This is a genomic window from Amycolatopsis sp. BJA-103 (assembly GCF_002849735.1).
GTDB lineage: Bacteria > Actinomycetota > Actinomycetes > Mycobacteriales > Pseudonocardiaceae > Amycolatopsis.
On the sequence record NZ_CP017780.1, the window covers coordinates 3,142,069 to 3,162,688 of the forward strand.

General features: G+C 67.7%; 17 protein-coding genes. 9 read left to right on the top strand and 8 right to left on the bottom strand.

Going from position 1 to position 20,620, the window contains the following annotated elements; all coding sequences use genetic code 11:
- Positions 1–54 precede the first annotated feature (54 nt).
- Both BKN51_RS13570 and BKN51_RS13575 read right to left on the bottom strand, forming a co-directional pair.
- A complete protein-coding gene (locus BKN51_RS13570) occupies positions 55–1,470 on the bottom strand; it encodes an MFS transporter (RefSeq protein ID WP_101607986.1) in 1,416 nt (471 codons plus the stop codon).
- A 577-nt stretch (positions 1,471–2,047) separates the two neighbouring features.
- Positions 2,048–4,780, bottom strand: a complete 2,733-nt coding sequence (locus BKN51_RS13575; protein WP_101607987.1) for a M36 family metallopeptidase — start codon at positions 4,778–4,780, stop codon at positions 2,048–2,050.
- Between the two features lie 204 nt (positions 4,781–4,984).
- On the opposite strand from BKN51_RS13575, the gene BKN51_RS13580 reads away from it, so the two are divergent.
- The 4 genes from BKN51_RS13580 (at position 4,985) to BKN51_RS13595 (ending at position 11,903) form a co-directional block, all read left to right on the top strand.
- Positions 4,985–5,881 (top strand): RNA polymerase sigma-70 factor, encoded by an 897-nt coding sequence (locus BKN51_RS13580; RefSeq protein WP_101607988.1) that lies wholly within the window; start codon positions 4,985–4,987, stop codon positions 5,879–5,881.
- Between the two features lie 31 nt (positions 5,882–5,912).
- Complete coding sequence (locus tag BKN51_RS13585) at positions 5,913–6,671, top strand: SDR family oxidoreductase (RefSeq protein ID WP_101607989.1); 759 nt, start codon at positions 5,913–5,915, stop codon at positions 6,669–6,671.
- A gap of 64 nt (positions 6,672–6,735) precedes the next feature.
- On the top strand, positions 6,736–9,819 hold the full coding sequence (locus BKN51_RS13590) for a GH92 family glycosyl hydrolase (protein ID WP_101607990.1): 3,084 nt from the start codon (positions 6,736–6,738) through the stop codon (positions 9,817–9,819).
- The gene (locus BKN51_RS13595) at positions 9,816–11,903 is read left to right on the top strand and encodes an FUSC family protein (protein ID WP_101607991.1); all 2,088 of its coding nucleotides are present in this window, start codon (positions 9,816–9,818) and stop codon (positions 11,901–11,903) included. Before BKN51_RS13590 ends, BKN51_RS13595 begins: the two co-directional genes overlap by 4 nt.
- A 44-nt stretch (positions 11,904–11,947) precedes the next feature.
- On the opposite strand, the gene BKN51_RS13600 is transcribed toward BKN51_RS13595, so the two are convergent.
- Positions 11,948–12,592 (bottom strand): DUF4360 domain-containing protein, encoded by a 645-nt coding sequence (locus BKN51_RS13600; RefSeq protein ID WP_101607992.1) that lies wholly within the window; start codon positions 12,590–12,592, stop codon positions 11,948–11,950.
- A gap of 279 nt (positions 12,593–12,871) precedes the next feature.
- A complete protein-coding gene (locus tag BKN51_RS13605) occupies positions 12,872–13,513 on the bottom strand; it encodes a DUF4360 domain-containing protein (RefSeq protein WP_168214328.1) in 642 nt (213 codons plus the stop codon).
- 458 nt (positions 13,514–13,971) lie between these two features.
- On the opposite strand from BKN51_RS13605, the gene BKN51_RS13615 reads away from it, so the two are divergent.
- Entirely contained in the window at positions 13,972–14,961 is a 990-nt protein-coding gene (locus BKN51_RS13615) for a malate dehydrogenase (protein ID WP_101607993.1), read from the top strand.
- A 58-nt stretch (positions 14,962–15,019) separates the two neighbouring features.
- Here BKN51_RS13615 and BKN51_RS13620 read toward each other — a convergent pair whose 3' ends face one another.
- Together BKN51_RS13620 and BKN51_RS13625 are read right to left on the bottom strand one after the other, a co-directional pair.
- The gene (locus tag BKN51_RS13620; RefSeq protein ID WP_101607994.1) at positions 15,020–15,448 is read right to left on the bottom strand and encodes a hypothetical protein; all 429 of its coding nucleotides are present in this window, start codon (positions 15,446–15,448) and stop codon (positions 15,020–15,022) included.
- Between the two features lies 1 nt (position 15,449).
- Entirely contained in the window at positions 15,450–15,809 is a 360-nt protein-coding gene (locus BKN51_RS13625; RefSeq protein WP_101607995.1) for a MerR family transcriptional regulator, read from the bottom strand.
- 52 nt (positions 15,810–15,861) lie between these two features.
- Between BKN51_RS13625 and BKN51_RS13630 the strand changes: the two genes are divergently transcribed.
- Positions 15,862–16,698 (top strand): NAD(P)-dependent oxidoreductase, encoded by an 837-nt coding sequence (locus BKN51_RS13630; RefSeq protein WP_101607996.1) that lies wholly within the window; start codon positions 15,862–15,864, stop codon positions 16,696–16,698.
- Here BKN51_RS13630 and BKN51_RS13635 read toward each other — a convergent pair.
- Positions 16,695–16,922, bottom strand: coding sequence for a hypothetical protein (locus BKN51_RS13635; RefSeq protein ID WP_101607997.1), 228 nt, complete (start codon positions 16,920–16,922; stop codon positions 16,695–16,697). The two genes, BKN51_RS13630 and BKN51_RS13635, sit on opposite strands and share 4 nt — an antisense overlap.
- Before the next feature lie 199 nt (positions 16,923–17,121).
- Between BKN51_RS13635 and BKN51_RS13640 the strand changes: the two genes are divergently transcribed.
- The gene (locus tag BKN51_RS13640; protein WP_101607998.1) at positions 17,122–18,000 is read left to right on the top strand and encodes a helix-turn-helix domain-containing protein; all 879 of its coding nucleotides are present in this window, start codon (positions 17,122–17,124) and stop codon (positions 17,998–18,000) included.
- Here BKN51_RS13640 and BKN51_RS13645 read toward each other — a convergent pair whose 3' ends face one another.
- Positions 18,001–19,098, bottom strand: coding sequence for a ThiF family adenylyltransferase (locus BKN51_RS13645; protein WP_101607999.1), 1,098 nt, complete (start codon positions 19,096–19,098; stop codon positions 18,001–18,003).
- A gap of 284 nt (positions 19,099–19,382) precedes the next feature.
- On the opposite strand from BKN51_RS13645, the gene BKN51_RS13650 reads away from it, so the two are divergent.
- Together BKN51_RS13650 and BKN51_RS13655 are read left to right on the top strand one after the other, a co-directional pair.
- Positions 19,383–20,252 (top strand): helix-turn-helix domain-containing protein, encoded by an 870-nt coding sequence (locus tag BKN51_RS13650; protein WP_101608000.1) that lies wholly within the window; start codon positions 19,383–19,385, stop codon positions 20,250–20,252.
- On the top strand, positions 20,242–20,475 hold the full coding sequence (locus BKN51_RS13655; protein ID WP_101608001.1) for a DUF397 domain-containing protein: 234 nt from the start codon (positions 20,242–20,244) through the stop codon (positions 20,473–20,475). Before BKN51_RS13650 ends, BKN51_RS13655 begins: the two co-directional genes overlap by 11 nt.
- The last annotated feature ends 145 nt before the right edge of the window (positions 20,476–20,620 follow it).

The window sequence follows — 20,620 nt, forward strand, 5'->3', positions numbered from 1 at the left end:
AGTAGGTGAAGGCCCCCTTCATTGCGCCTGGCGCTGCGAAGGGGGCCTTCACGTCTATTCGGGACGACGTCCGCGCAGGATGCCGAAGCCGACGAGGGCGCCGGAGAGCAGGGTGAGGGCGAGTCCGGCGTAGGTGGTCGCCATCTGGAAGCCTGCCGTGTGCAGTGCCGTCGTCAGCGCGCCGGGGAAGACCAGCGCCAGGATGGTGCCGCTGAGGGCGATCCCGATCCCGGTGGTGACTTCGCTGGCGGTGTCGACGAGCGCGGCCCCGATGGTGGTCCGGTTCGGCGGCAGGCCGCGCATCACGTTGGTGCCCGCGACGACCCCGACCACGCGCATCCCCGCCGCGACGAGGGCGAGCGCGAGGGCGATCCAGACGTAGCCGAAGCCGCCGAACGCGGTGTAGACGGCGAGTCCGCACACGACCGCGCCCGCGCTGAGCCAGGCGGCTTTGGTGAGGCCGACGCGGGTGACCAGGGGGCCGACGAGAGCGCCGCCGGCGATCAGGACGACGACCTGGGGCAGCATCCCGATCGCCGCCTGGGCGGGCGCCCAGCCCAGGCCGAACTGCAGGTGCAGGGTCACGAGGTAGCTCAGCCCGGCGGTCGCCAGTCCGGCCGCGGCCTTGAGCGCCAGTCCGCTGGACACCAGGGGCCGGGCAACGAGCTTCAGGTCCAGCAAGGGATAGCGGGCCGTCATCTCGCGAAGGACGAAGCAGGTTCCGGCGACGAGCGCGGCAGCGGCGGTGCCCCAGGGCAGAGCCGAGGCGGTGCCTGCTTCGACGAAGAGCGTGGGCGCGAGAAGCGTGAGGACGATCGTCGCGGTCCCCAGCACGGCGCCCGCGACGTCGATCGGATCGCGGTGCAGCTCGGCGGGATCGTCGGCGGGGATGCCGGTCCGGATGCCGATGAACGCGAGCGCGGCGACCGGCACGTTCACCACCAGCAGGGCTTGCCACGGCGCGACGGCGAGCGCGAGTCCGCCGACGGTGGGGCCGATGGCGAGACCGACCAGGCCCACCGTCGAGATCAGGGTGGTCGCGCGGACGCGCAGCACGTCTTCGTCGAACAGGCGGAACGCGAGAGCGAGCGACCCCGGTGTCGTCATCGCCGCCGCGATACCCATGACGGCCCGGACCGCGATGAGCTGCCACGCGACGGTGACGAACATCGTGGCCAGGCTCGCCACTGCCAGCAGAACGAGCCCGGCCAGCATGATCTTGCGCCTGCCGACCCGGTCGGCCAGCGCGCCGAACGCCAGCATCAGCCCGCCGAACACGACGGAATACACCCCGGTCACCCATTGCAGGGTGGTCGTCGAGGCGGAGAGTTCGCGGCCGATGGTCGGCAGCGCGACGTTGAGGATCGAGTTGTCGAGCATCTCGAACAGGAACACGGCCGAGAGCCCGGCCAGCGCGGGCCACACTTCGATCAGGGACCGGGGTGTGCGGGAGGTGGGGGAACGCAACATGAACACTCCTTCGAGGTGAAGGAGTGACGGTTCATTCGAACCCGTGTATGCGCGTGCTCAGAACGGAGAGCACGTTTCTACCCCGATGCCTTGATCATACGACACTCGTGAGTGGTCGTGACAGTTATTGAGAGGTAAGTCAAAGGTGGCGTGACCGAGCCTCTGTGGTGAAGGCCCCCTTCGCTGGCTTCAAGGCTGAGATGCGGCCTTCGCGGCGTGGTTCTGGACCGGTCGGCGGGCGCCAGTCGTTCCCCGAGCGTCCACAGGGGCACTCCCAGGCGACCGAATGTTCGTTTGATGGCTAGATGCGTGGTTTTTGAGAGGGTCGTGAGCGTAAAGAGGGTTAGAACCCGCTTTACCACTCACGCCCCCCTTGCAAAGCGTGCACATGGTCATCAATCGGACATTTGCCCACCCGAAATTGTCCTTTGTGGACAGTCAGGATGTAGCCGGCTCTCGTCGGCCGGTCACATCCGCGACGCTGAAGGCTCGGCGCGCCCCGCCCGTGAACATGACACGTTTGCCCTTCTCCTCAAAGAGAACCGTCACTACCACTCACGAGCCCACGCACAGCGGATCAGGCAGGAGCGCCCCGCACCGCGAGTTTCTGCACGTCCATGTACAGACACCCGGCCGTGGACGGCTGCGGCGAGCAGACGTTGCCCGGGTAGAACGACAGCTGGTTGGACGAAACGGTGAGCCGCACGAACAGCACCCCGGTCCCGCTGCCCGGCGCGAGCTGGAGCGCGCTGAGCTTGTTCAGGTCGGCGGGCTTGAAGTCGCCGGTGCCCGCCTTCACCCAGGTCGTGCCGTCCACCGAGGTCTCGACCGTGACGTCCTTGGCCGCGGCGGGCGGATCGTCGCCGCAGTGGTTGGCCGGGTCGATCTCGATGGCGCTGACGTTGACCGGTTTGCCCAGCTTGATCGTGATGAACCTGCTCTCGATCGTGCCGTCGGGGCGGACCACCTTGTCGGTCGACCAGCCACCGCCGCCGAGCACCGAAGACGCCAGCAGATCGCCGGGACCGCAGCCGTACTGGGTGAAGTCGACGCCGTTGAACCCGGCGACCGTGGCCCCCGCGGTGCCGGAGACCCAGTTGAGGCGCAGCGACCAGTCGACCTTCGTGGTACCCGAGCGCACCGACACCGCGCGGGTCTCACTGTCCGCGCCGCCACCGGCGGCGTAGACCTTCGGATAGGTGCCCGGCAGCACACCGGGGATCGTGTAGATGCCGCCGGCGTCGGTGACCGCGGACAGCGAGCCGCCGAAACCGGAGTCGTGGCCGCTGAACCGGACCGCGACGCCCGCGATCGGGGCACCGCCTTCGCGGTTGGTGACCTTGCCGGTCACCGTCCCGGTCGGGGTGCCCGCGGGAGGCGGCGTGGAGAAGTCCTCGGCCGGTTCGGTGTCGGCGCCGGTGATCGACGCGGCGAAGTAGCCCATGCCGCGGGCGGCGAAGGCCTTCCACAGCTTGGCGTGCGCGCGGCCGCCGTTGATCACCGTGTCGGCCTGCAGGATCGCGTTCCGCATGTCCAGGAACGACGGCGACGCGGGCGAAAGCTCCATCGCGCGGGTGACCAGCGCCCGCGCGAGCGGGACGCCGAGTGCCGAGCGGACGTCCCACAGCGTGCTCGCCCAGATCTCGCCGTCGGCGTGCACCTCCGGGAAACCGAGGATCCGGCCGAGGTCGCCGTAGGTGTAGCCACCGGGGCCCGCTCCGGGCGTTCCGGGACACTGCGGCGCGCCCGCGCCGACCGGGCAGTCCAGCGGCTGGGTGCGGGCGAGGGGTTTCCCGTCGCTGACGTAGTCGCCGCCGAGGAGCTCACCGGGAGCCGGGGTGTCCTTGATCGCGTTGCGGCCGACGAGGTAGTCGAAGGCGTACCAGTCGCTCCACGCCTCCCCCATCGCGCCGGACTGCAGGGAGTTCAGAGTGGAGTTTCCCTGCGCGTCGACGACGAGCCGGTTCGACAGCCCGTGGGTGTACTCGTGGTGGATGATCGTGGCGTCGTCCGCGGAGTTCGCCGCGAGGAACGGGTCGGTGGGGTCCCTGGGGTCGTGGAACAGGAACATCCCCATGGTCGGTGCCTGGCCGTCGGGCGGGGTGCCCATGAACGCGTTGTCGTAGTAGCCCGGTTCCTGGGCGCCGAGCAGGGTGTGGACCTGGACGGCGTCGCCGTCGACCTTCTCGAAGTTGCCCGCCTGGCGGGTGAAGCCGATCGGGAAGGAGGCGAGGTGGTCGTGGAAGCTGCCGACGTAGGCCAGGGCCTGCACGGCGTTCTGTTCGCGGTTCTTCGCCCACGAGCCCGGCGTCTTCGGGTCCCAGGAGCACGGCCTGGCAGCCGAGCAGGGCGGTCCGACGGCGGCGTTGAAGTCGGTGAACTTGTACCGGTAGGTGCCGTCGGTGTTCGGCCCGACCTCTTCCTGGGGCTGGAACTTCAGGTCGCCGTTGATGTCGGCGGCGACGTGCGCGACGTTGCCGTCCAAGGTCTTCGCGTCGGCGGGCAGCCAGCCCTTCTGCGTCAGGTTGACCTGTTTCTGCGGGCCCGGCTGGGCTTCCCAGGCGAGTCCCTTGGCGCCGTCGGCGTCGTTGGCGTGGTTCACCAGGTTCTTGCGGTAGAGCAGCTTCCCGGTCGCGGCGTCGGTCACCTCCTGGAACATCTTGTCCACGGCGGGTTTGGCCAGCGTGTACCAGGCGAGACGGATCCCGTCGGCGGTGAGGAACGCGACCTGCTTCGAGTCCGGGCCGGGAGCCGCGAGCGCGGCCGTGCCCAGCGAGGCGGGAAGGTCGCGCACGGGCGCGCCGTCCAGCTGGATCAGCCTGCCGTCCTTGGTGACGTGTGCCTTCAAACCGTTGCCGAACAAGGGAATCCCGCCGACGGCCTGGGTGAAGGACAGGTGATGCGTGCCTTCGACGTCGACGTAATCCTTGCGCAGGCTCAGTTTCGCGGTGTCGCCGGCGCTGAGGCCGACGAGTCCTTGCTGCGCGCGCAGATAGTCGAGCACGATGTCGCGGGGCGCTTTGCCGCTCGGGCCGGTGAGGAAGCCGTCGGTGCGGGCGAGGACGCGGGGGGTGCCGGTGAGTTCGTCGAAGTCGAGCACGGCCTGGTTGCCCAGCTCCGCGCGCGCCTTCGCGACGGAGTTCGCCCGGGACGCCGCGAGCCGGTCCTGCGCGCCGAGGACGCGCGGGCTGGTTCTCGCCGTGTCTCTGACGTCGATGTCCTTTCCGGATCTGTCCGGTGTGGTGTGTACGGCGCCCGGTGCCGGTGCCGCGCCGGCTTGGGGCGCTGTGATCAGCGCTAACACTGTCATTGCGGTCGCAGCGCACAACGAGGCACGCGAACGTGACGAACGTGACGTCACTCCAGACCCCTCTCTCGGTGGTGACGCAGACGTTCCCTTCGTACCGATACAGTCACAGTGGACGTCAGCGCCGATCAGGTACGGCCATCCCGGTGAGCGGTACCCCCGGCCTCGGACCGTCCACAGTGGAAAGAGCGGGATTCGTAGGAGACAATGGACGGCGCGACGGAATTCGAGGAACTGCGTCCCGTCATGTTCGGGCTCGCGTACCGCCTCCTCGGTTCGGCCGCGGAGGCGGAAGACGCCGTCCAGGACGCCTACCTGAAGTGGGCGGGCGCCGAACGCGGGTCGATCGAGTCGCCGCGGGCGTGGCTGGCGAAGGTGGTCACCAATCTCTGCCTGAACCGGCTGACCTCGGCCAGGGTCCAGCGCGAGCGGTATGTCGGGCCGTGGCTGCCCGAACCGGTCCTGACCTCGGACGACACGCTCGGTCCGCTGGAGACGGCGGAACAGCGGGATTCGGTGTCGCTGGCGATGCTGGTGCTGCTGGAACAGCTCAGCCCGGTCGAGCGGGCGGTGTTCGTGTTGAAGGAGGCCTTCGCCTACAGCCATCGCGAGATCGCCGCGATCCTCGACGTCTCCGAGGTCAACTCGCGCCAGTTGCACAGCCGGGCCCGGCGGGATCTCGCCCGACCCGACGAGCGACGGGTTTCGGACCCGTCGCAGCTGGAGAAGCTCGTCGAGAGCTTCCTGTCGGCGGCACGGGACGGTGACCTGCCTGCCCTGGAGAGCCTGTTCACCGCCGAGGTCACGGCGTGGTCGGACGGTGGCGGCAAGGCCTCCGCGGGTCGGCGCCCGGTGCACGGCGCCGCGAAGGTCGCGCGTCTGTACGCCGGGATGTTCGCGAGAGCCACGCAGGTGTCGATCGAGATCATCGAGGTCAACGGCGGGCCTGCGGTCATCGCGACGGTCGGCGATGCGCTGTACGGCATCCTCGGGTTCGAGGTCGTGGACGGCCGGATCTCCGGGCTCCGCGCGGTCGCGAATCCGGACAAACTCGCGTTCGCCTCGCGGCAGCTGTCACGTTCCGGGTGGCCCGCCGGTTCTTGAGGGTGGAAGCTCTCGTGAACGGAGGACCTTGGTGACGAAACCGATCCTGGTGACCGGCGGTACCGGCGATCTCGGCCGTGAGGTGGTGCGGCGGCTGTCCGCCGAGGGACTGCCGGTCCGGGTGATGAGCCGACGGCCGCGCCCTTCCGGCGAGTCCCACGAGTGGGCGCGGTGTGATCTGCGGACCGGTGACGGTCTCGCCGAGGCCGTCACCGGTGTGTCGGTGATCATCCATTGCGCGTCGACCTTGGGCCGCGGGGACGAGCAGGTGACGCGGAACCTGGTCGAGGCCGCGCGGCGGGCGGGCGGGCCGCATCTCGTGTACATCTCGATCGTCGGCATCGACGTGATCCGGTTCTTCTACTACGACGAGAAGCTGGCCTCGGAGAAGGTGATCGAGGAGTCCGGTCTGCCGTGGACGGTGTTGCGCGCGACCCAGTTCCACGACCTCGTCGCGCGGGCGTCGGCGGTGCAGCGGCGGCTGCCGGTGACGTTCATGCCGTCCGGCTTCCGGTTCCAGCCGGTCAGCACCGGTGACGTCGCGGACCGGCTGGTCGCGTTGGCCTCCGGCGAGCCGGCCGGGCGGGTACCGGATCTGGGCGGCCCCGAGGTGCGGACCGCCCGTGACCTGGCGGAGGCCCACCAGCGGTCGGTGGGGCGCCGGAAACCGATCGTGCCGCTGTGGCTGCCCGGCAAGGCGTTCCGGGCGTTTCGGGCGGGCGGGAACCTGACGCCGGAGAACGCGACCGGAGTGGGCACCTTCGAGGAGTTCCTCTCTTCCCGCGGTTAGTCCTCTACTTGCGACGGCGTGGTCACACCGAGCCGTGCTCCCGGGGGCGAGTTACGGTGGCCTGGTGACGATCACCGGGTTCTTCTCCTCCTTCGAAACGGGTGATCCGCAGCCGGTGGATCCGGCCTTGCGCGTCGGCACCGGGCCACGGTCGTCGCCGACGGCGAAGCCGGGCGTCGGGTTCACCGGCACACGCGCCCTCCGCTACGAAAACTCGCTGCGCGCGACGGTGTTCGAAGTGGACGTCGAGGTCAACGGCAACACCGAACTGTCCTATGTGGTCTTCCCCGAGGCCGAGACCGACGCGGTCCCCAGCTATCGCAGCACGTTCGTGGCCCTGGACGTCGAGTTCGCCGACGGGACGCGCGCCGGGTTCAGCGCCGAGAAGCAGGGCCAGGACAAGACGCTGTACGTCGATCAGTGGAACCTGGTGCGGCGCGGGCTGGGCGAGTTCGCCGGACGGCGGATCGCCAGGATCGTCCTGGTCAGCGAACCACCGGACGGCGAAAGCGCGGGCTGGCTGGACGACGTCCGGGTCACCGAGCGCGTCGCCGAGATCCGCGACCCGGTCGACCACGTCCGCACCACCCGCGGCACGCATTCCAGCGACAAGTTCTCGCGGGGCAACAACTTCCCCGCGACGGCCGTCCCGCACGGCTTCAACTTCTGGACCCCGGTCACCGACGCGGGCGTCACCAACTGGCTCTACAGCTACCACCGGCACAACGACGCCGCCAACCGTCCGGCGCTGCAGGCGTTCGCGCTGTCGCATCAGCCGAGCCCGTGGATGGGCGACCGGCACACCTTCCAGGTGATGCCGGGAATCGGCCCGGTCGAGCCGGACCGGTCCCGCCGCGCGCTCGCGTTCTCCCACGACGACGAAATCGACCGGCCGCATCATTACGGTGTCCGGTTCGCCAACGACGTCACCACCGACATCGCCCCGGCGGATCACGCGGCCCTGTTCCGGTTCACCTTCCCGGGTGAGCGCGGCTGGCTGCTGTTCGACAACGCCCGCAACCGGGGCGGGTTGCGGCTGGACGCGGCGAACGGCGTGGTCACCGGTCACACCTGGGTCCGCAGCAGGCTGTCGGCCGGGGCGAAGCGGATGTTCGTCCACGCCGAGTTCGACGTCCCGGCCGAACGCGGCGGGAAGATCCGGCGCCCGGCCTGGCGCACGGTGACCGGGTTCCTGGAGTTCGCGGCGGGTGAGGTGACGATGCGGATCGCGACGTCGCTGATCAGCCTCGCGCAGGCGAAGCGGAACCTCGAGCTGGAGATCCCCGCCGGAACGAGCTTCGAGCAGGTCCGCGATCAGGCCCGCGCGCGGTGGGCCGAGGTGCTGGACCGCGTCGAGATCGAGGGCGCCACCGAGGACCAGCGCGACACGTTCTACTCCAACCTCTACCGCCTGTTCCTGTATCCGAACTCCGCGCACGAGGACACCCCGGACGGTGTCCGCCACGCGAGCCCGGTCATCCGGCGTCTCCGGCCCAGCACCCGCACCAGGACCGCCGCGAAGGTCGTGGACGGCGAGATGTACGTCAACAACGGCTTCTGGGACACCTATCGGACCACGTGGCCCGCGTACGCCCTGCTCACCCCCGGCCGGTGCGGGCGGATGATCGACGGTTTCGTCCAGCAGTACCGCGAAGGCGGCTGGATCTCGCGCTGGTCCTCCCCCGGGTACGCCAACCTGATGACCGGGACCAGTTCCGACGTCGCGTTCGCCGACGCCTACCTCAAGGGTGTGCGCGGGTTCGACGTCGAGGCCGCCTACGAAGCGGCGTTGAAGAACGCGACGGTGACGCCGCGGGGGCAGAGCGTCGGCCGGAAGGGCCTGCACGAGTCGATCTTCCTCGGGTTCACGCCGACGTCGGTCCACGAGGGCCTGTCGTGGGCGCTGGAAGGCTGCGTCAACGACTTCGGCCTGGCCAATCTCGCCGACGAGCTCGGCCGTCTGGACGACGCCGCGTACTTCCGGCAGCGCTCGCAGCAGTACGCGAACCACTTCGATCACCTGATCGGGTTCTTCCAGGGCCGCAACCGCGACGGCAGCCGTCACTTCGCCGCCGAGGGCTACGACCCGGAGGCGTGGGGCGGCGACTTCACCGAGACGAACTCCTGGAACACCGCCTTCTCCGTCCCCCACGACGGTGCCGGGCTCGCCGCGCTGCACGGCGGCACCGAAGCGCTGGAGTCCAAACTGGACACGTTCTTCGCGACCCCGGAGACCGGCCGGAAACCGGGGTCGTACGGCGGGCTGATCCACGAGATGACCGAGGCCCGCGACGTCCGGATGGGACAGTACGGGCATTCCAACCAGCCGTCGCACCACATCCCCTTCATCTACAACCACGCCGGTGCGCCGTCGAAGACGCAGCGGATCGTGCGGGAGGTCCTGCGGCGGCTCTACGTCGGCGGTGACCTCGGCCAGGGTTATCCGGGCGACGAGGACAACGGCGAGATGTCCGCCTGGTACATCTTCGGCGCGCTCGGGTTCTACCCGCTGGCGATGGGCAGCCCCGAGTACGCGATCGGGTCGCCGCTGTTCACGAAGGCGACCGTCCACCTGGAGAACGGGAAGGACCTGGTCGTCGAGGCGCCCGGCAACACCGCGGACACCGTCTACGTCCACGGGCTGACGATCGACGGACGTCCGCACGAGAGCAGCACGCTCCCGCATTCGGCACTGGCCGACGGCGCGGTGCTGGAATTCACCATGGGCGAGCGGCCGTCGGGCTGGGGCCGGTCCCCCGCCGAACCGGCCGACCCGCGCCCGCTCGCGGACATCACGGTGGGCTCGGGCGCACTGTTCGACGACACCACCAGGACCGAGATCACCTTCCCCTCCCGCGAACCGGTCATCGACTTCCCCACGGACGGCTCCGCGCGCGAGGTCGTGATGTACACGCTGACCTCGGGAAGCCGCCGGGGTGATCCGCGCTCGTGGGTGCTGGAGGGGTCCGACGACGGCGAGCGCTGGGCGCTGCTGGACCAGCGTGAGGGCGAGGTGTTCCGATGGCGCCGCCAGACGCGGCCGTTCGCCCTCGCAGAGCCGGCGAAGTACGCCCGTTACCGTCTCCGTGTCACCTCGTCCACCGCCAGGCGGGTCACCCTCGCCCAAGGAGAGCTGCTCGCCCGATGATCGCCCGCATCACCCAGGCCACGACCGACCGTCTGGTCGCCTCCGATCCCGGCCTGGTCCGGCTCCGGCTCGGCTTCTCGGCCGTCCTCAGCATCATCGTCGCGGTGCTGGCCATCCTGCCGTTCCACCAGCCGCTCACGGTCACACTCGTCGCCGCGATCGCCGCGATGACATCCGCCTTCACCGTCAACGACACGACCCCGGGACAGCAGGCGGTGACGCTGGTGCTGGGGCTGCTGCTCGGCGCGGCATCGCTCACCGCGGCCAGTGTCGGTTCGGCGGTGCCGCCACTGGACAGCATCGTGTTCGTGCTGCTGATCTTCGTCGCGGTCTACGCGCAGCGGTTCGGTTCGCGCGGGATCGCGCTGGGATCGCTGTCGTTCTTCCTGTTCTTCTTCGCGATGTTCCTGCAGACCCACCTGAAGCAGGTGCCGGTGCTGCTGCTCGCGCTGACCATCGGGATCGCCGCCAACGCGGTGGTCCGGTTCCTCCTGCTACGCCGGCGCACCGACGCGGAGTTCCTCCGGATCCGGCGGGCGTTCCGGGCAAGGCTCGCCGCGGTGGTGCGGGCCGCCGAAGACCATCTCGCGGTCGGCGGCAGCGAGCGCACCCGCAAGCGGCTCCGCACGACGAACGCCCGTATGCACGAGTCCGTGCTGCTCATCGAGGACACCGCGCCCGAGGTCACCGGCGCGGACTCGGCCAACCGGCTCCGGCGCCGCGCGATCGAGGTCGAGCTGGCGGTGCAATGGCTGACGATCACCGTGCAACGCACCTGCGCCGAGGATCTCGACGACGACGTCCGGGACGACCTGATCGCGCGGATGCGGCGGTTCCGGTCGCTGATCGAACGTGATCCACGGGAACTGCCGCTGATCAGCGAGACCGAAGAGTTCAGCAAGATGCTGGTGGAAGGCAGCCGGATCGACGAGCACGCCGCGCCCGGCGACGGGGTCCGCCGGGCCATCGCCGAACTCGCGCTGGCCGACGTACGTGCGCAGCGGGTCGCCGAGCACGACGTCTCCGACGCCGGGGGTGATCCCGAGGATCCCGACGAGGAGAAGTCGGCGGCGTTCGCCTACGACAACCAGACCCGCAGCGCGATCCAGGCCGTGGTGGGCGGCGGGCTCGCCGTCCTCGGCGGGGAGCTGGTGTCGAGTCAGCGGTGGTACTGGGCGGTGCTGACGGTGTTCGTGGTGTTCATCGGCTCGTCGACCGCGGGCGCGACGTTCGTGAAGGGCGTCCGGCGGCTCGGCGGGACGCTGATCGGCATCGTGGGCGGGCTGGTGCTGACGCTGCTGGTGTCGGGCAGTGTGCCCGCGACGCTGGCGCTGATCCTGGTGTGCGTGTTCGGCATGGTCTACATGGCGCGGGTGTCGCAGGTGATCATGGCGTTCTTCATCACCAGCATGCTCGGGCTGCTCTACAGCCTGCTGGGGACGTTCAGCCTCGAGGTGCTGTGGATCCGGGTCGCGGAGACCGCGGTGGGCGCGGCGGCGGGTGTGCTCGCGGCGGTGGTGATCGTGCCGGTGCGCACCCGTGCGGTGATGCTGGACGACGTCTCGGCGTTGCTGGACGAGCTGGACGAGTTCGTCCAGAAGGCCGCGGGCCTGTTGTCCGGCGCGGAGAACGTCAGTGTCATCGAGAAGTCGCGTGATCTGGACCGGGCGGTGGACAAGGTCCGCACGACGATCGAGCCGCTCACCCATCCGGTGAACCTGAGCAGCCGGCGTGACTACGGCTGGCACGTGCTGACGACAGTGGAGACGATCGCGTTCCGCGCCCGGCACGTCGCGGCGCGGTCGCAGGCCGGGCTGCTGGTGAACGAGGCGGATCGGCTGATGCTGTACACCGGGCGGATCCGGGCGAACATCGCGGTGCTGGGGAAGGCGATCGGCGCACCCGGCGGTTCCGGGCACGGGACGCTGGTCCGGGACGACGGCACACCGGTGGCGGACCGGATCGACGATCCGCAGGCGCGTTCGGTCCTCACCAGTCTCGGGCATCTCGACGAGACGGTGATCGCGCTGGGTCGCGTATTCGGGGTCGAAGCCACCGATCCGGCGCCGTCCGGGAAAGGGTGACGGCCTCCTTCGTCGAAGTTCGAAGAAGGCCGCCACCTCAGGGATCAGTTCTTGGGTTTGGGACAGGGTTTCCAGGAGAAGTGGTAGGTGGTCTTGATGGCACCGTCGGTCGAGTCCATGGTGACGAAGCTGGTGGTCTTCTTCGGATCGGAAGTGCCGACCGCGGCCCGCAATTCCGTGTTGATGTTGAAGTTCCGGTCCTCACCGCAGGGCTTGTAGACGATGGCACCGACTTCGATGTCGTCGGTGAACTGCCAGTTGTCTTCGAACGGTCCTTTCAGGTTGTGGTTGACGTAGGATGTCGGGGAATTGCCCTGGAAGTAATAGTTGGCTCGTTCGATTCCGGTGGCACCCGCGGCCAGCGAGGCGAAACCGCGGTAGTCCGCGCTCGCGATACCGTAGGTGAATCCCTGCGGTACGTGAACGTAGAGGTTGAGCTGACAGTTCTTGCGCAGATCGGTCGGTTTGGCGCCGACGCCGACCTGGGCGGTGTATTCGCTGTAGGTCACCGTGAATGCGGTGTTGTCCGGTGACACGGAAACAGCCGAGGTACCCGGTCTGCATCCGGTTCCGTTGACCGTCACGACGTCGATGACTATCTTGTCGGACGGCAGCAGGGGCGGCACCCAGCCATTCGGTGTGACAACCGAGGAGAAAAGCGTTACGGCAGCAACCAGCGCATTGAGCATGGGATCCTTCCCAAAACTTCCACACGGCGGGGAACTGGGGGGATTCGATGTTAGCGGAGACGATCGTTTCCGGGCCGCCCGCCGATCGGACGAAAACGGTTCCGGCCACCCGGATATCGCGGTGACCGCGGAAAAGGGGTCGTCGAGAAGACCCGTCGCCGCCAGGTGGGGCGACGACGAGCCGTGAAGTCCTCGTCAGGACGGCCAAGGCCCTGACCAGGCATGGGTGGGACGGCCTTCTTCCGGGCGGGGAAGCAGGCCGTCACCCTGGAGACGATGTCAGGCGGTCGGGCAGGTCTTCCACGAGAAGTGATAGGTGGTCCTGAACCCGCCGTCGGTCGAGTCCATCGTGATGAAACTGGTGGTCTTCTTCGGATCCGAAGTTCCGGCCCCGACCCGCAGTTCCGTGTTCACGTTGAGATTGCGATCCTCGCCGCACGGCTTGTAGATGATGACGCCACCCTCGGCCTCGTCGCGGAACTGCCAGTTGTCCGACAGTGGCCCGTTGACGGGGTGACTCACCTGCGCTGTCGGCGAATTTCCCTGGAAGTAGTAATTCGCCCGCTGCAGCGCCTTGGAGCCCGATTCGAGCGAGGCGAAACCGCGGTAGTCGGCGCTGGCGATACCGTAGGTGAATCCCTGCGGTACGTGGATATTGAGGTTGAGCTGGCAGTTCTTCCGGAAGTCGGTGGGCTTCGCGCCGACGCCGACCTGGGCGGTGTATTCACTGTAGGTCACCGTGAAAGCGCTGTTGTCCTTGGCGACGGCGACCGCGGACGAACCGGGCGGGCAGCCGGAACCATTGACGGTGATCACGTCGATGGTGACGCGGTCCGGCGGCGGTCCAGGAGGAGGCGCCAAGCTATTCGGTGTTATTATCGATGAGAAAAGCGATACGGCGGCAACCACTGCGGTGAGCATGGGGTCCTTCCCAAAACTTCCACACGGGGGGCGGGGAACTGGGCGGACTCATGTTAGCGAAACGATCATCATGGTGCCGCCCGCCGATCGGACGCAACCGTACTGGCAATCGGTTCATGAAATTGTCTTATGGGCCTGTAACCGTTTTCCGAGGTCGATGAAAACACCATCGGCCCGGAAAACACCATTCGGTTCGCACGATATGGAAATGTGTTCCCCGTAGTCGGTGTTGACGATTCCGGAGAGACAAACCGCGATCGGCTCGCGACCCCCGCCGCGAGCTCCCGGCCGCCACGTCCGACACGGTTCCGGCGCATGGCCTGTGTCACGCCTCACCGCGAAGTCGACCGGTAGCGGCATCGATCAAGACAAAGGTGACTGGACGCACCCGAACGGCGACTCGGGACAGGACTAGCATCGCGGTACAAGTCGATGTCGCCTCAAGCTGGAGAACCGCAATGACCCAAGCCCCTGTCAACGTCACCGTCACCGGTGCGGCCGGCCAGATCGGCTACGCGCTGCTCTTCCGCATCGCGTCCGGTCAGCTGCTCGGCCCGGACACCCCGGTGAAGCTGCGGCTCCTGGAGATCCCGCAGGCGGTCAAGGCGGCTGAGGGCACCGCGATGGAGCTCGAAGACGGCGCGTTCTCGCTGCTGGCGGGCATCGACATCTTCGACGACCCGAAGCAGGCCTTCGAGGGCGCGAACGTCGCCCTGCTGGTCGGCGCCCGTCCCCGCGCCAAGGGCATGGAGCGCGGCGACCTGCTCGAGGCCAACGGTGGCATCTTCAAGCCGCAGGGTGAGGCCATCAACGCCGGCGCGGCGAGCGACATCAAGGTCCTCGTGGTCGGCAACCCCGCGAACACCAACGCTCTCATCGCGCAGGCGCACGCGCCCGACGTCCCGGCCGACCGCTTCACCGCGATGACCCGCCTCGACCACAACCGCGCCCTCGCGCAGCTGTCGAAGAAGCTGGGCGTACCGGTGACCGAGCTGAAGAAGGTCGCGATCTGGGGCAACCACTCCGCGACCCAGTACCCGTCGATCGCGCACGCCGAGGTGTCCGGCAAGGCCGCGACCGAGGTCATCACCGACCAGGAGTGGCTGACCGAGAACTTCATCCCGACCGTCGCCAAGCGCGGCGCGGCGATCATCGAGGCCCGTGGCCTGTCCTCCGCGGCGTCGGCCGCCTCCGCGGCGATCGACCACGTCCACACCTGGGTCAACGGCACCCCCGAGGGTGACTGGACCTCGGCGGCGGTCGTGTCCGACGGCTCCTACGGTGTCCCGGAGGGCCTGATCTCCTCGTTCCCGGTCACCGCCGCGAACGGCGAGTACAAGATCGTCCAGGGCCTGGAGATCGACGACTTCTCGCGCGCCCGCATCGACGCTTCGGTCAACGAGCTGGCCGAAGAGCGCGACGCGGTGAAGAAGCTCGGCCTCATCTGAGCCTGAACAACCCGCGAAAGGCGGCCGTGTCCCGAGGACACGGCCGCCTTTTCTTTCGTCAGGCGAAGAAGTCCCGCGCGGGCCGGGGCACCCACAACAGCGCGACCAGCACCACCTGGGCGAGGACGACGACCGGGATCACCGCGTGGAACATCGACGAAGACGTCCACGAGAACACGCTGAACACCACCGAAAGCAGCTGCGTGGCCGTGGTCAGCCGCCGCGTCCAGCGGCGCCCCGTCGCGAGCTTCCACGCCGGAACCACGCACAGCACCAGCAGGATCCCGTGGAACACGGCCCCGGACTCGATCGCGACCGCGGCCGAACGGTCGACCTCGGCCTGCCCGAAACCCGGGTACCGCGCCGCGATCTCCGCGCGCAACGCCGCCTCGTTCGCCCACATCACCAGCGGAATCACCAGATGGCTCACCGCCACCGCGAACAGCAACGCCCGGGACGACCGGACCGCACCCGGCACCGTGTTCATGTCACCTCACCCGCTGATCCGCGCCGATGATCGTGTCGAGGTTCGCACGAGTGGTCTCCAGCTCGCCGATCGCCTCATCGATCCGGTTCCGCTGCTGCCGCAAAGCGTCGACGAGCTCCGGGCAATCCGGCGTCAGCCAGCCGTCCTCATCGACGATGCACGGCAGGATCTCCAGGATCTGCGCGGTGTTCAACCCGGCCGCGAGCAGGATCCTGATCCGCCGCACCGCCGCCACGTCGGCCTCGCCGTACACGCGATAACCGCTCGGCCGCCGCTCCGGCGTCAGCAAACCTTGTGCCTCGTAGTACCGCAGCGCGCGTTCGCTGACGCCACTCCGCCGCGCGAGTTCCCCGATCCGCATCCGCCCCCCGGACTTGACTCTGACGTCAATGTCAAGGTTTAGCTTAGCCGCCATGACCTCCGTGACCGTCCTCGGACTCGGCCCCATGGGCCACGCTCTCGCCGCCGCTTTCATCACCGCCGGCCACCCCACCACCGTGTGGAATCGCACCCCCGGCAAGGAAAACGGGCTCGCCGCAGCCGTCACCGCGACCGCCGACGAGGCGATCGCTTCCAGCCCTCTCGTAGTCGTCTGCGTCCGGGACTACGAGGTGGCCGAGTCCATTCTCGACACCGACACGCTCAAAGGCCGCACTCTGGTCAACCTCAGCGGCGGCTCACCGCGGCAAGCCCGCGAGATGGCCTCCTGGGCGGCGGACCACGGAGTCGACTACCTCGACGGCGTGATCGTCGCGACCACCGAAGCCATCGGAGGGCCGGAAGCCACCCTGTTCTACAGCGGCCCGGCAGACGTCTACGAGAAGCACCGCGGCACACTGGCCGCGCTCGGCGAGAACGCGAACCACCTCGGCGAGGACCCCGGCCGCGCCGCCGCGTTCGACGCCTCCCTGCAGGACATGCTCTGGACCTCGATGAGCGGGGTGATCCACATGTTCGCGCTCGCCAAGGCGGAGAACATCGGCGCCGACGCCATCGCCGGACACGCCAAGGCGATGCTCGGCTTCTTCCCCGACATGATCGACCTGCTCGCCGCCCAGGTCACCGCGGACCACTACCCCGGCGACTACGGCACACTCGAGTCCACAGCGGCCACCATGGACCACATCCTCGAGGCGATCCGGGCGCGAAACCTCGACAACGGCGTTCTCACCGCGGCCCGAACCCAAGTGGGGCGAGCGATCGACGCCGGCTACGGGTCCGAGGGATTCGGCAGGCTCGCCGCACTCTAGGACCGGAACTGCCGTTCGCCGAAATACTCTTCGGACTGCCCCGGGACCCGGACCGCGTCGTCAAGGAATCGATACTCCGGCACCAGACCGGGATGAGTGATGGTGTCACCGCCCTCAAAGGACGCACGTTCGTCTCTTCGGCAAACCCGCCCAGCGCCGTAGCCGACCCCCAGTCCCAAAGGCAGCAAGACGAGTTCGGCGATCTGGATCCAGTTGGCGAACATAGGTCTCCCCTTTGTCGGCGTCGTGGCGTCCGGTCCGGCGATCCGCGAAACCGTCGCGCCAACCCCAGGCTATTCGCTTTCTATTCTCCAGCGAAGAGACTATTCGTGTACTATTCTCACGCTAGTGCGGGGAGAGGGGTACCATGATCACGCTCTGACCGGCGGACACGCCGGGCCTCGACCGTTACGAAAGGGGATCATGCCCACTCCGCCCGCCCCTGGCTCCGATCGCGCACGGCTTGCCGTGAAACTTCGTGAGATCCGCGCTGCCACAGGGATGTCGGGCAACCAGTTCGCGAAAGTACTGCGCTGGCCGCAATCACGGGTGTCCAAGATCGAAACCGCCGCGCAGTTTCCGACCGGCGAGGACATCCTCGCCTGGCTCGCGGCAGCCGATGCCCGCGGCGAGGAGAAGGCCGTCACGGAGCTACTCAAGCGTGCCCGGGTGGAATCGGTGTCGTTTCGCCAGGAGTTCCGCAAGTCCGGCGGAGCCGGAGCCGTCCAGAGGTCCGTTCGCGAACTGGAGCACCAGGCGGACAGGGTCGCCACCTTCCAACCTTCGATGCTCCCCGGCCTGCTGCAAACACCCGGCTTCATGCGAAAACTGCTCGCCCTCCCGTCAGGGCCCGCCCAGATGGGCAACGCCTCCGGCGACGAGATCGAACAGATGGTGGCCGCGCGGATCGAACGACAAGCCCTGCTGTACCAGTCGAACAGGAACCTGCCGCTCGTGATCGGAGAGGCCGCGCTGTGGGTCCGCGTCGGAGACCTCGAGACCCAACTCGGCCAGCTGGACCGGCTCCAGTCACTGGCCGGTCTGCGCACGGTCGACCTGAGAATTTTGCCCTTCGCCAAGGCCACACCGATAGCGCCTCTGCACGGTTTCAGAATCTTCGACGCGGAATCGGTCGTGGTGGAGACCTTCACCGGTGAGCACCTGGTCTTGGACCCGGACGAGATCAGCCTGTACGAAAAGTTGTTCCGCCGACTCTATGACCAAGCCGTCTCCGGCGCGGAAGCGGCGCGACTGATTCAGAACGTCTCGCGCCGGCTGACCACCGAGAACCCGGCCGGCTGATCACCCTGCCGCCCGGCAAGCCCGGCAGTCCGAATGCGGCTCGTCCAGACCGGCGATGAAGCTGTGGTCCATGGTGGCGAGGCTGAATCCGTACTGACAGTTCAGCCGGAGCTTCGGCGCGTCCGTGATCAAGCGCATCGCCGCGTGCGCGACCAGGTTGCCCACCACGCCGGCCGTCACCGCGTTCGCCGCGTTCACAGTCCCGTCGGCCGCCGAGGGCCAGATGTCCAAAGGTGGGCGCAGGGCCTCGCGGTCCTGCTCGGCGAGCCGAGCGCACTCGTAACACGGTCCGGCGCCCGGACGGTAGATGCCGACATTGACCTGCGGGCCGTGATAGCCCCCGTATACCCAGGGAGTACGGGTCGAAGCGCATGCCCGGTTCGCCCAGTCCCGGATCTCCGAAGGCTGGTCGGCGACCATCACCAGGACATCGCAGTCGACAGTCAGCCTTCGCAGGGCGGACACGTCCTCGATCCTCGTCGACTCCCCGGTCACTTCGATATCGGAATTGGCCGCGCGCAACCTTTCCACCGCCACCTCCACCTTCAGCCGGCCCAGATCCCGCTCGGTGTAGAGGATCTGACGACTGAGGTTGGACAGTTCGACGACGTCCGGGTCGACGCAGTGCAGCCGGCCGACGCCGGACATGCACAAGCCCAAGGCGGCCGTGCAACCGACGCCGCCCACGCCGACCACCACCACTCGGGCTTCGGCCAGGCGGACCTGGAAGTCCCAGCTTGAAGCCCTCCGCTTCAGATCGATCCAGCGGTACAGCGAACGACCTCTCGAATGTCGTTCGCGTTGTCGCGAACTCAGCTCGACACACTCCGGCTCGTCGGCGTCCTCGACATACCCGAGTTCGACCAGCCTTTCGACGGCCGAGGAGACCTCATCGAAGGAGTGAGACGGGTATCGCCGCGCCAGTTCGGCGGCGATCTGAGCGATCGTTCTCGTTCCGTCGAGGCGTTCCAGCAGTGCCCACACCGCACCATCCGGATCCCTCAGTTCGGCGGCGATGCCGAACACCTTCCCGCCGATCCGAATCCAACCGTCCCCGAAACGGACCGGTCGATGCTCGCCTTTCACGCGTGGACGCATCAGAACCCCTCCCTCGGCCGTCGATCAGTTGTTGTCGTGGCAATAGACGTGGTGTATCGCCTCAGCGCGCTCCACCATCACGATCTCGATCATCGCCATCCACCTCCTGTCGCCGACTCGCCGGACCCGCTGGCGCCTTCACAGCCTCCACAATGTAGAATCCTTGGTTGTAGATCCCCTCAAATGTAGAGCTTCACATTGTGGGCGTCTATGGCATCCTCGTGGGCCATGCGGGTGATGTCACGACTACGTTCCGCGATCGACCTTGAAGAGGCGGTGACTTCGTGAGCACTCTGAACCCCACCGCGGTCAAGCGCTGGATCGCACTCGAGATGAAGCGCCTCCGGGAAGCGGCGGGCTACGACAGAGCGACCGCGGCAGAGCGCATCGGCAAGGCCACCACCGTCATCGCGCATATCGAGACCGCCCGGAACCTGCCCGCGCCGGCGGACCTGGAAATCCTGCTCACGTTCTACGGCGTACCGGACAGGTCGACGTTCTTCCGCGACATGACCCGGCGAGCCAAACGCGGCCAGGACTGGTGGATCAAATTCAACCGCGCGGTACCCGAGTGGTTCACGTTGTACCTGGGCCTGGAAACCGGCGCCGCGCGAATCAACACCGTCGACCTGGTGGCACTTCCCGGGCTCTTCCAAACTCGCGACTACGCACGCGCGATCGTGCGGGAAGGCCGCAAGTGGTCCACCGAAGCCGAACTCGAGGCCATCCTCGATCTGCGGATGGCACGGCAGGAGATTCTGGACCGCCCCGAAGACGCCCCGCAGATCTGGTCGATCATCGACGAGGGGGTCCTGCGACGTCAGATCGGCGGCCCCGCGGTAATGCGTGAGCAACTGCAGCACCTGATCGACCTGTCCGAACGACCGAAGATCGACATCCAGGTCCTCCCCTTCACCGCAGGTGCCCACGGGGCGTCGGACGGGATGTTCATCATCTTGACCTACCCGCCCGAGTTCAGGGGTGACCCCGGGACCGTCTATGTCGAAAACCGCCGCGAAGGCCTCTATTACGAGAGTGCCGCGGCCTTGCTAGATTTTCGGAACACCTTCGAGCGTTTGCAGGTGCAAGCGGATAACCCCGAGCGTTCACGTGAACTGCTCCGCAACCTGGCTGAGGATCTTGATGTCCACTGATTCACCCCGCCCCACCTTCACCAATGCGTCAGGCTGGTGGAAATCCAGCTACAGCAACGGCGCGAGCGGTTGCGTTGAATTCAACGCCTCCGTACCAGGCTATGTCGGTGTGCGGGATTCGAAGCTCGGCGAGAAGAGTCCGGTCCTCGTTTTCGAGCCTCACGAGATTCAAGCCTTCGTGCTCGGTGCGAAGGCAGGCGAGTTCGACAACCTGCTCCGGTAGGTCCGCGTTCACCGGACGGACGGGCACCCTCACGAGCGGAACTGCCGCGCCTTGATCCCGTACTGTCGACCTCGTGAGTGGTGAGGACGGTTCTAACCGCCCTCACCACTCACGAGACCCACAACGGCGCGGCACCACCGAACGC

Bases quoted from the DNA above. Each gene is read 5' to 3' on its own strand.
- BKN51_RS13570 (WP_101607986.1), bottom strand. From the start codon at position 1,470: ATGTTGCGTTCCCCCACCTCCCGCACACCCCGGTCCCTGATCGAAGTG.
- BKN51_RS13575 (WP_101607987.1), bottom strand. From the start codon at position 4,780: ATGACAGTGTTAGCGCTGATCACAGCGCCCCAAGCCGGCGCGGCACCG.
- BKN51_RS13580 (WP_101607988.1), top strand. From the start codon at position 4,985: ATGGACGGCGCGACGGAATTCGAGGAACTGCGTCCCGTCATGTTCGGG.
- BKN51_RS13595 (WP_101607991.1), top strand. From the start codon at position 9,816: ATGATCGCCCGCATCACCCAGGCCACGACCGACCGTCTGGTCGCCTCC.
- BKN51_RS13600 (WP_101607992.1), bottom strand. From the start codon at position 12,592: ATGCTCAATGCGCTGGTTGCTGCCGTAACGCTTTTCTCCTCGGTTGTC.
- BKN51_RS13605 (WP_168214328.1), bottom strand. From the start codon at position 13,513: ATGCTCACCGCAGTGGTTGCCGCCGTATCGCTTTTCTCATCGATAATA.
- BKN51_RS13615 (WP_101607993.1), top strand. From the start codon at position 13,972: ATGACCCAAGCCCCTGTCAACGTCACCGTCACCGGTGCGGCCGGCCAG.
- BKN51_RS13620 (WP_101607994.1), bottom strand. From the start codon at position 15,448: ATGAACACGGTGCCGGGTGCGGTCCGGTCGTCCCGGGCGTTGCTGTTC.
- BKN51_RS13625 (WP_101607995.1), bottom strand. From the start codon at position 15,809: ATGCGGATCGGGGAACTCGCGCGGCGGAGTGGCGTCAGCGAACGCGCG.
- BKN51_RS13630 (WP_101607996.1), top strand. From the start codon at position 15,862: ATGACCTCCGTGACCGTCCTCGGACTCGGCCCCATGGGCCACGCTCTC.
- BKN51_RS13635 (WP_101607997.1), bottom strand. From the start codon at position 16,922: ATGTTCGCCAACTGGATCCAGATCGCCGAACTCGTCTTGCTGCCTTTG.
- BKN51_RS13640 (WP_101607998.1), top strand. From the start codon at position 17,122: ATGCCCACTCCGCCCGCCCCTGGCTCCGATCGCGCACGGCTTGCCGTG.
- BKN51_RS13645 (WP_101607999.1), bottom strand. From the start codon at position 19,098: ATGCGTCCACGCGTGAAAGGCGAGCATCGACCGGTCCGTTTCGGGGAC.
- BKN51_RS13655 (WP_101608001.1), top strand. From the start codon at position 20,242: ATGTCCACTGATTCACCCCGCCCCACCTTCACCAATGCGTCAGGCTGG.